The 13,793-nt window shown below is 58.0% G+C and carries 13 protein-coding genes and 1 pseudogene; 7 read left to right on the top strand and 7 right to left on the bottom strand.

All coding sequences use genetic code 11. The features are described 5' to 3' along the window. Nucleotides 1-46: 46 nt before the first annotated feature. Together AB7290_RS26040 and AB7290_RS26035 are read left to right on the top strand one after the other, a co-directional pair. A pseudogene (locus tag AB7290_RS26040) lies at nt 47-942 on the top strand (AbiTii domain-containing protein). A gap of 24 nt (nt 943-966) precedes the next feature. Further along, complete coding sequence (locus AB7290_RS26035; RefSeq protein WP_187387733.1) at nt 967-1,824, top strand: hypothetical protein; 858 nt, start codon at nt 967-969, stop codon at nt 1,822-1,824. Here the strand turns inward: AB7290_RS26035 and AB7290_RS26030 are convergent. The 7 genes from AB7290_RS26030 to AB7290_RS26000 all read right to left on the bottom strand — a co-directional run bounded on the left by AB7290_RS26030 (nt 1,821) and on the right by AB7290_RS26000 (nt 7,668). After that, the gene (locus AB7290_RS26030) at nt 1,821-3,074 is read right to left on the bottom strand and encodes a DNA-packaging protein (RefSeq protein WP_063983878.1); all 1,254 of its coding nucleotides are present in this window, start codon (nt 3,072-3,074) and stop codon (nt 1,821-1,823) included. The genes AB7290_RS26035 and AB7290_RS26030 overlap by 4 nt on opposite strands. Next, nucleotides 3,071-3,697: a hypothetical protein gene (locus AB7290_RS26025; protein ID WP_354101999.1), complete on the bottom strand. Its 627-nt coding sequence runs from the start codon at nt 3,695-3,697 to the stop codon at nt 3,071-3,073. Before AB7290_RS26025 ends, AB7290_RS26030 begins: the two co-directional genes overlap by 4 nt. Before the next feature lie 502 nt (nt 3,698-4,199). Next, the gene (locus tag AB7290_RS26020) at nt 4,200-6,560 is read right to left on the bottom strand and encodes a bifunctional DNA primase/polymerase (RefSeq protein WP_063979753.1); all 2,361 of its coding nucleotides are present in this window, start codon (nt 6,558-6,560) and stop codon (nt 4,200-4,202) included. 114 nt (nt 6,561-6,674) lie between these two features. Beyond that, entirely contained in the window at nt 6,675-6,902 is a 228-nt protein-coding gene (locus tag AB7290_RS26015) for a hypothetical protein (RefSeq protein WP_063979752.1), read from the bottom strand. After that, a complete protein-coding gene (locus AB7290_RS26010; protein ID WP_187387667.1) occupies nt 6,899-7,123 on the bottom strand; it encodes a cold-shock protein in 225 nt (74 codons plus the stop codon). The genes AB7290_RS26015 and AB7290_RS26010 overlap by 4 nt, the downstream gene beginning before the upstream one ends. A gap of 27 nt (nt 7,124-7,150) precedes the next feature. Continuing rightward, nucleotides 7,151-7,330 carry a helix-turn-helix transcriptional regulator gene (locus AB7290_RS26005; protein WP_063979754.1) on the bottom strand — a complete coding sequence of 60 codons (180 nt, stop codon included), beginning with the start codon at nt 7,328-7,330 and terminating at the stop codon, nt 7,151-7,153. A 122-nt stretch (nt 7,331-7,452) separates the two neighbouring features. Next, nucleotides 7,453-7,668, bottom strand: coding sequence for a hypothetical protein (locus AB7290_RS26000; RefSeq protein ID WP_063979751.1), 216 nt, complete (start codon nt 7,666-7,668; stop codon nt 7,453-7,455). 44 nt (nt 7,669-7,712) lie between these two features. Here AB7290_RS26000 and AB7290_RS25995 point away from each other — a divergent pair, with 44 nt between their 5' ends. The 5 genes from AB7290_RS25995 to AB7290_RS25975 all read left to right on the top strand — a co-directional run bounded on the left by AB7290_RS25995 (nt 7,713) and on the right by AB7290_RS25975 (nt 13,778). Further along, nucleotides 7,713-7,973: a hypothetical protein gene (locus tag AB7290_RS25995; RefSeq protein ID WP_354101996.1), complete on the top strand. Its 261-nt coding sequence runs from the start codon at nt 7,713-7,715 to the stop codon at nt 7,971-7,973. A gap of 253 nt (nt 7,974-8,226) precedes the next feature. Next, nucleotides 8,227-8,835 carry a hypothetical protein gene (locus AB7290_RS25990; protein ID WP_187387668.1) on the top strand — a complete coding sequence of 203 codons (609 nt, stop codon included), beginning with the start codon at nt 8,227-8,229 and terminating at the stop codon, nt 8,833-8,835. Nucleotides 8,836-8,918: 83 nt separating this feature from the next. Further along, complete coding sequence (locus AB7290_RS25985; protein ID WP_084794894.1) at nt 8,919-9,680, top strand: hypothetical protein; 762 nt, start codon at nt 8,919-8,921, stop codon at nt 9,678-9,680. 823 nt (nt 9,681-10,503) lie between these two features. Further along, nucleotides 10,504-11,910 (top strand): invasion associated locus B family protein, encoded by a 1,407-nt coding sequence (locus tag AB7290_RS25980; protein WP_354101995.1) that lies wholly within the window; start codon nt 10,504-10,506, stop codon nt 11,908-11,910. Between the two features lie 137 nt (nt 11,911-12,047). Beyond that, nucleotides 12,048-13,778, top strand: coding sequence for an adenylate/guanylate cyclase domain-containing protein (locus AB7290_RS25975; RefSeq protein WP_063983876.1), 1,731 nt, complete (start codon nt 12,048-12,050; stop codon nt 13,776-13,778). The last annotated feature ends 15 nt before the right edge of the window (nt 13,779-13,793 follow it).

The raw sequence follows: 13,793 nt of genomic DNA, 5'->3' as shown, positions 1-13,793 counted from the left end.
ACGCGTGCCACCATCGCTCGTTGATTCGCCTTATGGGACGCTACTAATGCAAGGACTGATTGAAGAGATCCAGCGCGACGCCATGGACCCCACAGTCTCAGTGTCAACACTACTCAGGAAAGTGAAAGTTGCCGCCTCAAAGCTGAACCTCGCGCCAGCTGAAACATGGTTGAGCACGAACTCAACGGCTATCCGCCTGACGGGGAAATACCCAGCTATCGGACACTAAGCGGCCGGCCCATGGCCCTAAACCCTTATCACGGTTGGATACCGATCATCTTGAATGAGAAGCAGCTTGATCGAATGTTGTCGACTTGCCCGACCAAGCAGTCGATCGCCTCGCTGGAGGCTCTGATAAAAGAGAACGAGACCAACTTCGTTCAATTCCCTCTGTCCCCTGGAATGATTGCTCAATTGAACGGCGTGATGAATGTCCAATTCGGTACAATGGCTGTTCACATCCCAACGATTTCAGTGCATGGGCTGCTAGATGCTGTTCGAAACGCTGTTCTCGAATGGGCGCTCAAGCTCGAGCGGGCTGGTGTAAAGGGTGAGGGTCTAAGCTTCAGTCGCGAGGAGAGACAATTGGCAAAGGATGCATCGACAATAATCACTATTGGTTCGATTGGATCGATGGTCGGCAATTTGGGATCTCACAATACCTCCAGTGAAATTTCTGGCTCACAAATTTCGGTAAGCCAAGTCGAAGACGTCGCTGAACAACTTCGACCACACGCTCAATTGCTCAAGGCGGCAGGAGCGGATGCCGATCTGTTAGACGAGTCCCTTGCAGAGTTGGTGAAACAAGCAAGTTCTGCACGACCCGATCAAACGAAATTGCGCTCGGCGCTGACCGATCTGCGGAACGCTCTCTCCGGCGCCGCGGGCAGCCTGATTGCTTCCGGCGCGATGACGATGATCTCGAAAATTCTAGGCGGCTAAATCGGTAGACCTTGTAAATCGATCATGAAAGATCTGACCGAAGGAGAGCGAAGGGAGCTGGCTCGACGCTATCTTGACTCCGCCGAGAGTTGGCTCCGCCGACTGATAGAATCGAAGCTGCCAAACAGGTTCGGACCGAACTACCTCGCGCCTGATGAAGCAGGTGGATGCAAGGCAATATCAAAAGACATTCGCCGACAGATTGCAACGAGATTTGAATCTGATCGCGCGCGCTTCGCTCGGGTGATCGACGCGGCGGATCTGGGCCATGCCGTCACCATTGCGTTACATCCTGAACTGTATCGGGAAAACTTTCGGGAGGCGCTGAATGAAGCTTTTCCCGATGGTCCAAGCGAAGCGCGAACCTTTCTCAACCGGCTTGAGGCAATTCGAAATAAACTTGCTCATGGCGGCACGTGCAGCGATCGCGACTATGAACGCGCTGTTTGCTACTCAAACGACCTCATCGATTCAATCAAGCAACACTTCAAAGAGCAAAACATGGAACGGCAATTCAATGTTCCAACCTTCACTCGTGTCGTCGACAACCGTGGCAACGATTTCCATCTGACGCATGGCCCAAACCAGCAAATGCATTTCGTTGATGTGCGTCAGCAAGGAAACGGTGACCTGTACGTCGGGGACGAGCTTGTAGTGGAAGCCGAGGTTGATCCAAATTTTAGCGTCTACAACGTTGATTGGATGACTTTTAACGGAGACATCGGCCAAGATTCTCCAATGCGACTAAAGATCGATATGAAGCACGTAGGGCTTGAATTGATCGTTCGGTTCAATGTTCGATCCTCTGAGCCGTGGCATCGACTATTTAACGGAATCGACGACATGGTCGAGCTTCGCTATCGCGTGCTCCCCCCGACCTAAACCCGCAGCTCCGTAATGATCACTGTGTTCTGTGGGCCGCTCAGCTCGGTGAGCGCCCACACGAGCGCGTCGACACGATCCGGGGAATAGCCGACTTTCGCACGATCGAAATCCGACGTGAACGCGCACATCTGATCTTCGAGCACATCGAACCCTCCGACGTGGTGAACCTTGCGCTGCTCATAGAGCGCTGCGATCGGCTCGGCGCGCACGACCTTGCCACGGCTCGCATGTACGGCCTTGAAGCTGACGCGCGAATCCAGCGCACGGATTGTCGCCTCAACCATCGCGCCGCCATTGTTCACTTCGGCCAGGATCCGGTCAGCCTTGTGGCGGCGATAAGCGGCGATGGCCACCGCTGCCCACTCATGAGGCGCGTAACGGCCCGAGCAATCTTCTAGAACGTAGACCTTTTCATCCCTGGTAACACCGGCAACGATGATGCCCGTTTCGTCGGATCCTTCGTTGTTCGAAACAGCCGGATCAATCGCCACGACGATGCGGCGCAGCTCTGGTGCCCCCGACACGCGATCGCGGTCCAGCCAGTCCAGTTGCCAGAGCGCGCCCGGGTTGTCGTTGAGCAGCTCGGCGTTCAATTCCTGGCGTCCGAGCCGTGTGCCTTCGTAGCGCTGACGGATGGCGGCCAGGAAGGTGGGAGCAAGGTTCGCTTCGTTCTCGAAGGTCGAGCCGCGCGTCACTGCGACGTCCTTGCGCGCCAGCAGCTCCTTGAGCAGCTTGATCGGCCGCGGAGTGGTCGTGACCAGCCACCGCGGGCGCCTGCCCAAGCGCAAGCCGAATTGCAACATGTCCCACGTGCCTTGCACGTCGGTCCACGCGGCCAATTCGTCCGCCCAAGCCGCGTCATGCTCGGGGCCGCGGAGACGGTCCGCTTCCTCGCTGGAAAAAGTCGTCGCGATCGCACCGTTCGGCCAGGTCAGCCGGCGCTTGCTCGATTCGTAGATTGGCCTGTTCCACGACGGTGCGGTGTTCAGCAGTCCCGAGACGCCCTCAACCAACGTATCGCGGGCGTCGGCGGCGGTCGCAGCGACCAAGGCAATGCGACCGGCCTGGCGCGCGTCTACCAACTCATGCACCCACCCGGCGCCGGCGCGCGTCTTACCGAAGCCGCGGCCGGCAAGGATCATCCACCCATTCCAATCGCCAGGGGGCGGTAGCTGGCTCGGTCGGGCCTTGGCGGGCCATCCACCGTCGGCCAGGGTGTTTGCAAGGGTCGCGGCGATGGTGGTCATTGGATCTCCTCGGGTAGCGGCACGGGGCAGGGTGGGAGCAGCGCAACAGCATCGATCACCATGGGCGGCATAGCGGTCGTCGGCTCGGCGTCGAGTTCGTGCAGGGCCGCCACCACGGCCGCCCGTGCCGCTCCGTGGGGCGCCAGGGCTCGCAGGATGGCCGCCTGCACCTTGGCGAACTGCGGGCTGTTCACGATCGCCACGTTGTTCTGAATGTTGATCGTGCCTTGCGCGATCGTGGCAATCTCACCGGTCACCTTGCCGATCTTTTCCAGCACGCCGACGAGTTGGCCGGCCACGATCGCCGCGCCGCGCGCGTCGCCTGCCTCAGTGGTGGCGGCAAGCTGCGACATGAGCATGGTGCGCACGGCCCGGAAGTGGTCGAGCACCGACGCGCCTTCGTCGGCCGCCTTCGCAGCTAGGTCGGCGAGTTGCGCTGGCCCGACCAAATAGGACGCCTTCATTTCGGCGCTGACGTGGTTGTGCCAGTGCCTACCAACCGCATCTTTCGACAGTCCGAACTTGCTAGCCAAGCTTTCGAGGCTTGCGCCGCCGGCTCGCAGCAGTTCAATTCGCCACCTTTCGTCGTGGCTGCAAACAGTGCATTTAGGGCCGGTTTTCATCTGCGATTTTCCAATGCGAATTGCGCCACCGACCCGCATCACCGGCCGAAGGCGCAACATAGGCGCGACACGATATGTAATAAGGTGTTATTTCAGCAAGTTAAGATGAGACAAGAAGATATAAAATCCGTTAATCGAGTCGAAGCGTGCGCGACAGGGCCGGAAAGTCGGCGCGGATTGAAGAGAGCTTCGAACCGTTGCGACCGGGGAACAATAAGCACGGCTTGTAGGTTTGTTTTCCGACACAACAGAGGAGCAAAGGCCATGAACGGAATTATCTACTTGGTCGGACTTGTCGTGGTAATCGGCCTGATACTGTCATTCTTCGGTCTGCGGTGAACGACAGGCTTTCTCCATGGCCGCCGTAGGCCTGGCTCGCTGGGCGCAATGGGCGCGGTTTCTCTTGTGCTCTGTTTTCTCTCTTTTTCCCTGTCTACACATTTGTGAACTCGGATTTTAACAACATAACAAACCGCGCCCACCACGCCCAAGGTGCCCAACCTCATTGCCTCAAGGGTATCGGCGGCGGCACCGTTGCACTCGCACTCAACAGCCGTGCGGCAGTCAAGCGACTGTCCTCGGTCAGCTCCTGCCGCGCATAGATCGTTGTTTTGCAGCCAGGCATGCGCCATCGGCCGCCACTGTCGCGGGCTTCTGGGTTCGTGACGGCCACATAGCCGCATTCCGCCAGCCGTTTCGGGATCGCCCGACGAAGCTTGGCGTCTTCAAACAGCAACCGCAGTTGACTGTCACCGGGCGTGCGTGCCTTGACCATCTGAAGCGTCAGCGCATCGGGCTTGCCCATGCTTTCGATCACGTCCGCGAGATCGCCGCTCTCGGGGGCCACACCGGCCGCGACAACCATGTGCCAGGCTGCCGTCTTCGGCGGGGGTGCCTTCGCATTGAACGCGCTCAAATCCAGATTGGCCAGATAATGCGCAACGGCTTCGTTCCCGCCGTTCTCAAACCACGCATTGATTACGTCCCAATAGGCCGGCGTGAAATCGTCCTGCGTCCGGGTGGACACGCAGACGAAGTGCCGGCGGTCGTCCGGAGCCAGGTACAGAGCGTCGAGGTGGTTGCTGGTCATGATCACGCCGCACACGTTGACCGCGGCATATTGCGGCACGTGCTTAGTGTTGATCCGGTGCGCCTCGGGCGGGTTGGTGATTACGTCCTTGGTGGCATCGTAGAAGCCATATCGGGACTCGCCGCCGAGGTCGTGGACTTCGTTAATCCGGAGGATGACCGACTGCAGATAGTCGTTCCATTCCGAATTGAAAAACGTCTTTGCCGTGATCTGCTTGAAGTTTTGCGAACCGATCGCGGTGATTGCAGGCTTTAGGATGGTGTCTTTGCCGATGCCCTGCGAGCCGATGAACACCAGCGCGTGGTTGACCTTGTCGCCGGGCCGATGAACGCGGTGCGCCAGCCACTGAACAATGTGATCGGCCTCGCCTGGATAGATGGCACGAATATGGTTCAGCCACGTCGAAACGTCGCCCTCGACCCGCTCGATGTGCGGCGGAACGTACCGGTTGAACGTCCGGTCCCCGTGGCTGCGGATCCATCCGTCAATCGTGAGAACCTTGTTCTCGATGATCTTCGGTTCGCCGGGTGCCCACCCCATGGATTTGACAAACCGGTGTTGCGAAAGCCACGTGGTCGCAAGGGTCCCCGGACCTTCGGTCTTCATGGCGTCCTTGACGCGGCCAATGTGCTTGTCGACGCTTGCGGAGTTGAATAGCTCGCCGGTACGCTCGTAGATCATTCTGCCCGACGGCAGATGCGCCCAATAATCGTTCAGCGCGTGTGCCTGATCGATCGGCAACTCCGGATGATTCGGCAGGGGGCCGAGCAGGGCAGCTTCGTATTGCTCGCGTTCCCGCTTGTGCTGTTCGAGGATTTCCGCGGGGATTTGAAGCGGAACAGGACACTTTGGCGGCTGCGGGCACCCAAGTGTACTTCCGAACATCCACGCTATGTCGCGCTTCAACAGGGCCGGAAGCGTTTCGAGGTTTTCGCCTTCGGTCTTGAAGTCGGCCGGGTTCCACCAGCGCCGGCTAATCGTTTCGTGCTGGTCTTCCCACGACATCGCCAGGAACGCTTTCAGCCCGTCCTCGCCGGGGAATGAAAGCTTGATGCGCTTCCCGATCGAAATCCAGTCGTCGTTACCGAGCGTTTCGACACCACTGTTCCAGCGCTCCAACTTCTTGCCTATCCACCAGCAAAGTTGATCGTAGCGGACGCCGTCATGTGAGACGCCACCGACCGCATCAGGCACTGGCCCGGTGATTGCGCCGCCTTCCGGCCGCTTCAACACTTCGAACAGTGGCGCTGTTTTCTCGCTGTAGGGGATGGGCGGCGGCGCGTCGGCGGCGAGCAGATACGGGCGGCCGCCGAAAGCCGAGCCCGGCGCGACGTTGTAGGCAAGATTGCGCACCGAGATCCGCTCGCCGTCGTCCTCGGGCGCCGTTTCCGGTCGGAAATGCGAAATCCTGACCTTGTGGTGTCCTCGGTGTTTCTGCGGATCAAAGCCGGCCGGGCAGCGAAACGCGAAATGCCATCCGCCACCGGGGGAATGGCCATATGGGCTTGGGACGTCGATGCCAATCTCGGCGCACCAGGCGGCAAACTGCACCCATGCCTCGTCGCGATCGCCGTGCGCGTCGACATCGATCAGGATCACACCGGACAGGCAAGCGCTGATCCCGAGCTGATGACCTTGCATTCGCCAGGCTTGCCAATCGGTAGGGTTGGGTGTCGCGTCATAGAAGCCATGTTCGCAGGCCGGCGTTTTGGTGTCAGCCCGAAGCGGAAAGAGCGCCAAGCCGTGTTGCTGCGCGTATCCGATGAAATCCATTGCGAAATCGGGGAAAGTGCTGTATGTGTTAAGCATTCGGTTGCGCCCTCCATCGGCGCGGTCAAGTGAATCCAGAGCCCTGCAATTGCCGTTGCGGGGCTCTTTCGTTTGTTGTCAGCGCACCAACGGCGGCGGCGGCGGGGGATATTTAGGCGGAAGCGTCTTCGGCTCCCGTGGCAACCGTTGCTCTCGACAGAAAATCAGCCAGCTCAGATTTTCGGCGAGTTCTTTTGCACGGCGATTCCATTCGCCCGGTTCGCACACGATCTGCTTGCGGTAGAGTTCGCAGTGGGCCTGCAGCAGATCGACAGCGTGCCCGATGGCGAGATCGATTTCGCTCATCGGCCGATCACACGAACGGCGACAGCTTTCGCTTGGCGCCCGACTGGTTTGCGGTCGTCATGCAATGTCTCATAGTCGACGCGATCACCAACCTCGATTGAATCGAAGTCGGTGACAACGTTGCTTACGGGAAAAAACAAATCGGCATCGCGCTCGGATTCGGGACGGAGAAAACCGAACCCGCGATTTTGATTTACGAATGTGACTCTTGCTATGGGCACGTCTAATTCCCTCTGATGGTTGATGCGCTACGCGCAGGCCGTCGGAATAAACTCGTGCGCTGCCAACCAGTCTGCGGCGGCGGCCTCGCTAATTCGGGTACACTTCCCGATCTTGACCACGCGCGGCCCTTTGCCTTCGGCACATTGCCGATAGAAGGTCGCTCGATGGATGCGATAGCGCCGGCAGAACTCATCGACAGTCAGCATGTGCCACTCCTGTTCCTGAACGCAAAAAATCCCGCCGCAGGCAATCAAGCCTTTGGCGGGTTCGTCGACAGCACAATGATGCGCGCGATTCCTAAAAAGTCGCTTAACGTCGCGGGGCGTCGCTACCCCACGCACATGGCCGGCAGGCCGCAGCCAGGGTAGGCGGCGACGGCCCGGATCTGGCTCGCAGGAATGCCAAGCGCGAAAAGCGCTGCCGTTAACTCGCGTTGGCCACCGCCCCGGGCGAACGCATCAACGGCGTCTTCATAAGCATCGAGATCGTCGAGACGCAAAACGACGAAGTCGGGATAGTAGGCGCGGATCGTTTGGGTGGTCATGTGATGCTGCTCCCAATGCCGAGACTCGGCACGATCAGGAAAGCATGGCGGCCGCGGCGCGTCAATCGAAATTCGGATTATTGGTAATTGTCAACATGCGATGTAATTTGTCAACGCTGAGTCGTCCACACCCACGACAGGCGGTAGCTCGCGCCCGTTCCGAGCAGAAGTTGCAACCAAAAACTGTGCAAACCTACATTGGTCACACCATGTTGCAGATGACGATGGACACCTATGGCCATATGTTTCCCAGCGGTGACCACGCGAAGGCGATGGACACGATTGCGGCGGAGTTGTTCTCGTGAGTACGAATCGAAGAGCAAAAATTGTCGATGCCAAAGAGGGTATCTACGGTGCGACCATCGAGAACACGGGAATACGACAACGCGATAAGCTTGAAGAAGCGATAGTGAACCTTGCGACGGTTTTGGGCGCGAAAATTATCAAGCGAGGGTTCACTGCGAGGGGCTCGTATATATATTCAGTGGACGAGTACCCCTACCAAAGTGCGTCCAACACCATCTTGCATTTGTCCCGCAAGATTGCCGGTATATCAGCGTGATGCGGTCGGAGAAAGAATGGCAGCGGCTCGACAGCTCCTACTGTCATGGCATCGTTGTTCCACCACTTGAGACCATCGACGATTATATCAACGCGATAATTTGCAGTGATCCGGGCCTGATTGGCTGCATTCTCATAAAAGCTCGTCAACATCCGCCTATGCTGATCGCCTTATTTCGTGCGTTAGCGGCTATTCCCTCGCCGGCGATGGAATGCAGAGTCGCCTTTCACAGTGCTGCTTGGGTGACGCAAGGTCTTCATCTCAGAGAGATATTCGAGATAGACGAATTGTTGCCGGCAGCTCTGGCCAATATGCTTCCAGGTTACACCGGGCCGCCGATGGAGTTATTTCGTGGCGAGCGACTATCAAATCATCGCCTTCGCGCTTACGGGCCGGCATGGTCGTCCGACAGGTCTATCGGAGAAATGTTTGCGGGCGGGGTGAATTGTGAAGCGGGTGGCGGTGGAGTTCTGTTGCGAACGATCGTGCAACCGTCGGCCATCCTGGTTGGCCCTGAGTATGGGCATCAGCGATGGGAGTCAGAGTACATTGTCGATCGTCGCGCGCTAGGTGCCGTCGAGGTGATCGCGACATTTCCGGGTTAACGGCACACCCACCATCGACTCCATGTCACACTGTTGGCACATGAATCGAGGCGCCTGTTCGATTTTCGTTTAGATGTGATCCTATGAAGAACCCTTTCCGTAAAATGCCCGCCGACGCGCTCTATGCACAGTTGGGAAGGGTCATCGAGAGCATGCCAAATCTGGCAGTCAAGCTTCCTCCTCCTAGGAGCGGATATCTGCCCCTCGGACCTTCGGAGTACCAATGGCTCGGGCGCGCGCAGGCGCTCATCAGTGAGGCTCTTGGCACCGAAGGCGACATTGAAATCAAGACCGCAATCGGCCAAGCAGGTCAGTACAGGGATTGGTTTCCGGGTGAAGTGCAACGCATTCTCTACCGTGCCTTAGCTGTTGTCGAGATGGAGTTGCCAGCGCCTGCGACCGGAGCTTTCATTCCGGCCGGCAATGCATTCGATGCCTTAAAGGCAATCCAGCGGATCTTCGACTTGGCTCAAAAAGACGTTCTGGTCGTTGATCCCTATATGGACGAAAGGATCCTGACCGACTTTGCCCACTTAATTCGTGAAGGCGTGCAAATCAGGCTACTGGCAGATGCCTCCGCGGTGAAGGCGAGTCTCGCCCCGGCGGTAGCAGCCTGGCAGAAGCAACACGGCACCTCGCGACCCGTTGTGGCTAAGCTTGCACCAAAGCGCACCTTGCATGATCGCCTAATCGCGATCGACTCCGGGAGAATTTGGACCGTTGGCCAGTCGTTCAGGGATCTCGCCGCCCGCGCGCCGACCAGCTTCGTTGAGGTCGATAAAGAGACTTCGGCACTGAAGATGCAATCTTATGCCGACATCTGGGACGCCTCGTCTCCTCTATAGGCCGCGTTTCGTTCCGCCCCCAGATCGCATCCGAATAGGCTCTGCCGGGGGCATCCTCCCGCAGCACGGAACGTTTTTTTTGGCATCTCACAGATGCGAATTAGGACGCTTACGCTGACATCAGTTCGAAGGCGGTTCCGGATCGATTGAGCGTCGTAGTGAATTACCTCTCGTCGTAATTGTAGGAGAGTGTCATGCGACCGACCAAAGTTCTCTTAGCGATCAGCTTCGTCGCTGCCGCAGCAATTGCTATTCCTGGCACTGCTGACGCCCGTGGTGGGCGCGGAGGCGGCGCTCACTTCCATGGTGGCGGTGCGCATTTCCACGGAGGCGGCGCACGCTTCCATGGCGGTAGTGCGCACTGGCATGGTGGAGGGACACGCTGGGCTGGAGGCGGTCGCTATTACCGTGGCGGCTATCGCGGAGGCTATTACGGTATGGTTGGGGGGCTGCGGCCGCTGGTGTGGCGACAGAAGCCGCGCTGGGAGCCGCGGCTGCATACGGCTCATCGTGTTACCAGCAACAATGGAATGGCTCTGGCTATGTGACAGTGAGGGTTGCTAGATTCGACTGAGCCGGCGGGCTCGCGAGAGTCCGCTATGCTCCGGTAGTGATCAAATTCCGCATCGCAGCGAAATGACGCGATGGGCCAGCAGCGGACCCACAACGATAGCGGCGGCGCCAGGTTTCCTAGGACGCTGTTATCGCTGGGGCACTAAGCCGCATGACCTGGGGAACTTGCGGTTTGATGCTTGATTCAAATCAATAGATGCCCACCCCCCAGACCTAACGTCAGGCCCGAGCATATCGTCGGAGAAAGAAGATGCTGAAGCATTTGCTTGTGATTCTTCTTTTGCTGCTTTTCCCGTCTGCATTCCATTCCGCTACCGCAGCAGATGACCAAACCGCGGGACCACAAATCCAGGAGGAAATCTGGGCGCTGCCGTTTCCGCTACCTGTGCTTGCCTTCCTTGTACGGCCGGTCGGAGATGGTCCGTTTCCGCTAGTAGTTATGAACCACGGAATCTCGCTAGACGCCAATCAGCGGACGATGTTTCCGGCGATCGAATATCGGGACGCGGCACGTTGGTTTGCACGCCGCGGTTATGTGGTCATCTCGCCTATCAGGTACGGGGCTAGCAGTCTCGATGACAAGGATCAGGGTCTCTACGGATCTGTCTTTGCCCACGTCGGTAGCTGCGACAACCCGAACTTTCGTGGTCCTGGGCTCGCCATTGCCACTCTGAATGAGTGGGTCATCGACTACATGAGTAAGAGGAAGATAATCCAGCCTGGCAAGGTTGTCGTCGTTGGCCAGTCGGGCGGCGGATGGGGGTCGATCGCTCTTGGGAGCCTAAACCCGTCATCGGTTCAGGCCATCATTACATTTGCGGCGGGCCGTGGAGGCCGCGTTGACGGCAAACCTGACAACAATTGTGCTCCCGACAAGCTCGTTGCCGCTACTGGTGAGTTTGGCCGCACCGCACGCGTCCCGATGCTTTGGATCTACGCAGAAAACGACACCTATTTCGGACCGGAATTGACGAAGCGGATGCATCGGGCCTTTGTCGAAGCGGGCGGAAATGCCGATTACCGTATGTTCCCGTCCTTTGGGACCGACGGGCACTTCATGATCGATTCCGCTGACGCGGTGCCGATCTGGTCGCCCTTGGTATCGCAATTTCTAGAGAAGCATTCGGCGACCGCCCCGTCGCTTGGGCAGCAAGTCAACGGCGCTTCGGCCCGGCAGGAGCCTCATTCGACGCCGCCGCGATTGCGGCTGCCTGAAAACATCCATTTATCAACCTGGCAAAAATTTTGTTTCGCCTCATCCGATCGAACCACGATATGCCGATCGACATCAACCGCCACGGACGATCTCGATCAGGTCGTGGTGCGTGTCGATCTGATCGAGCGAGCTGACGGTCCGGCTCGCTTGCAGCTATTCGTTCCGCAAGGGGCAAATCTGCAGCAGGGAGTCAAGGTGACGGTAGATCAGGGCAGCCCTATCCAGGTTCCTTTCAACTGGTGTCTCACCAACATCTGCATCGCAGCCCGCGGAATCGAACCAACTGTGGCGGCCCAAATGGAAGCCGGTCAACAGCTCAAACTCGAACTCACCGACCTTTACTCCTCTTCGCTGGTGATAAATTTGCCGCTTAGCCAGTTCGGGGCTGTTCACCAAGGCCCGCCCGCCAAAACCTTCGAATTCAGCTTGAATGAGGAATGAACGAAGTTGGTCTCTGACCACTTGACGTGGCTGAGCGCGGGGAAGCTCGACTGTGAGTACATCGGACGTTTCACCACGGAGCACGAGACATCTCAAAGGTTCTCGCTCTTAAAGGATTCAAGAAATTCTCCGGATCGATGATCAAACAGTCGATACGGCGGCGGATTGTTGCGATCTCCGTCGGATTGATCATCCTCATGCTGGCGACATCGGTCCTATCGATAGTGATGGTCAGGCGGGTCGGCCATCTGCTTGATGAACTCTCTGCACGGTACGCCCCGATCAACGGGCATCTGACGCGGATCAATACTCTGTCTCTGGAACGAGGTCTCGCGGTCCGCCGCATGGTGATCGCGAAGATGCAGGAGCCGCCCGATGTGCTCGGGTATAGGGCCCGCTTGGAGCTATACAACGCGAAGGGAGACGAGGTCGAAAGTGAGGCGCAAGCCGCGCGGACACTGATCAATTCGATCATTGAGGACGCAAGTACACCCTCGGACAATGCAGGCCTGGCGCGCATCGAAAACCGAATTGAAAATCTGAGCGATACTCGCCGCCAACTGAAGCAGGAAACCGGAGAGCTACTTTCACACCTTGAGGCCAGAGACTTTGCGGCGGTCAGGCGCAGCCTTGCGCAAGCAGACGCTGCTCGCGACGAACTGGATGAGAAAGTCAACGCTATTCGGTTGAGCATGTTGACCGTCAGCGATGGGGCTATCGCAAAAATCAGGTCGGAACAAACCCGGGTGGCCCTGACCTCGGCCATCGTTACGCTGCTTGCTGCGATCGTCGGATTGATTTTCGCCAACTTGGTCAGTGGCGGCATCATTCGCTCGATCCGTCAACTGCTAGAGGGTACCCGCGCGGTCGAAGCGGGCCAGCTCGATCAGTCAATCGATGTAAGGGCGACTGACGAAATCGGACAACTGGCGGCCGCCTTCAATCGGATGGTTGTGCAATTGCGCAACAACCAACGCATCAAGGAAACATTCGGCAAGTATATCGACCCGCGCGTCGTTGAAGGACTGATCGATCGCCCTAATTTGACGGCCGCCGAAGGCCAGCGCCGAGTGATGACTGTGTTGTTCTGCGACTTGAAGGGCTTCACCAGCCTGAGCGAAGGCATGACCCCGCAAGGTCTCGTCAAGGTTATGAACCACTATCTTTCGGTTATGTCCGAACCAATTCGGAACAACCGAGGGATCATCGACAAGTATATCGGCGACGGCATCATGGCGTATTGGGGCCCTCCTTTCGTCGATGAGGCCGATCATGCCCGGCTTGCATGCCTCGCCGCGCTGGAAATGATCGAACGTATCGACAAATTGCGCGAGGAGATTCCTGAACTGCTTGGCGTTCGCGCAACCCCAATGGAGAAATGCGATCTAAGGATCGGGATCGCGACCGGCGAGGCGCTGGTCGGCAGCATCGGCTCCGACGTGATGATGAGCTACACCGTCATGGGCGACGTGGTGAACCTGGCCTCGCGGCTGGAAGGCGCAAACAAGGTGTATGGCACCCGCAATCTCGTTTCCGAAAGAACAATTGCTGCTGTGGGCACCTCACTTGAGGTGCGGGAGATCGATCACATCGTGGTAGCGGGCCAGACTCGTTTCGAGGCCGTGTTCGAAATCGTAGGAAACAAAGGTAATCTTACGCCGCAGCAGCTTGCATCACGTGACAAGTACCTCAAGGGGCTCGAGGCCTACCGGGACCGGCGATGGGATGAAGCGCTTGCCGCGTTCAATGTGTCGCTCGAAGCGATGCCCGGCGACGGGCCTGCAAGGGCTCTAATCCAGCGCATCGAAAGCTTCAAAGCAAAACCACCTCCATGCGACTGGGACGGGTCGTGGCACATCGAAAAATAAGCGCCGGGCTGACAC

It is taken from the genome of Bradyrhizobium sp. 613_E4_N2_2 (genome assembly GCF_052075995.1).
Lineage (GTDB): Bacteria > Pseudomonadota > Alphaproteobacteria > Rhizobiales > Xanthobacteraceae > Bradyrhizobium > Bradyrhizobium barranii.
This window is presented reverse-complemented; position numbering and strand designations above follow the sequence as displayed.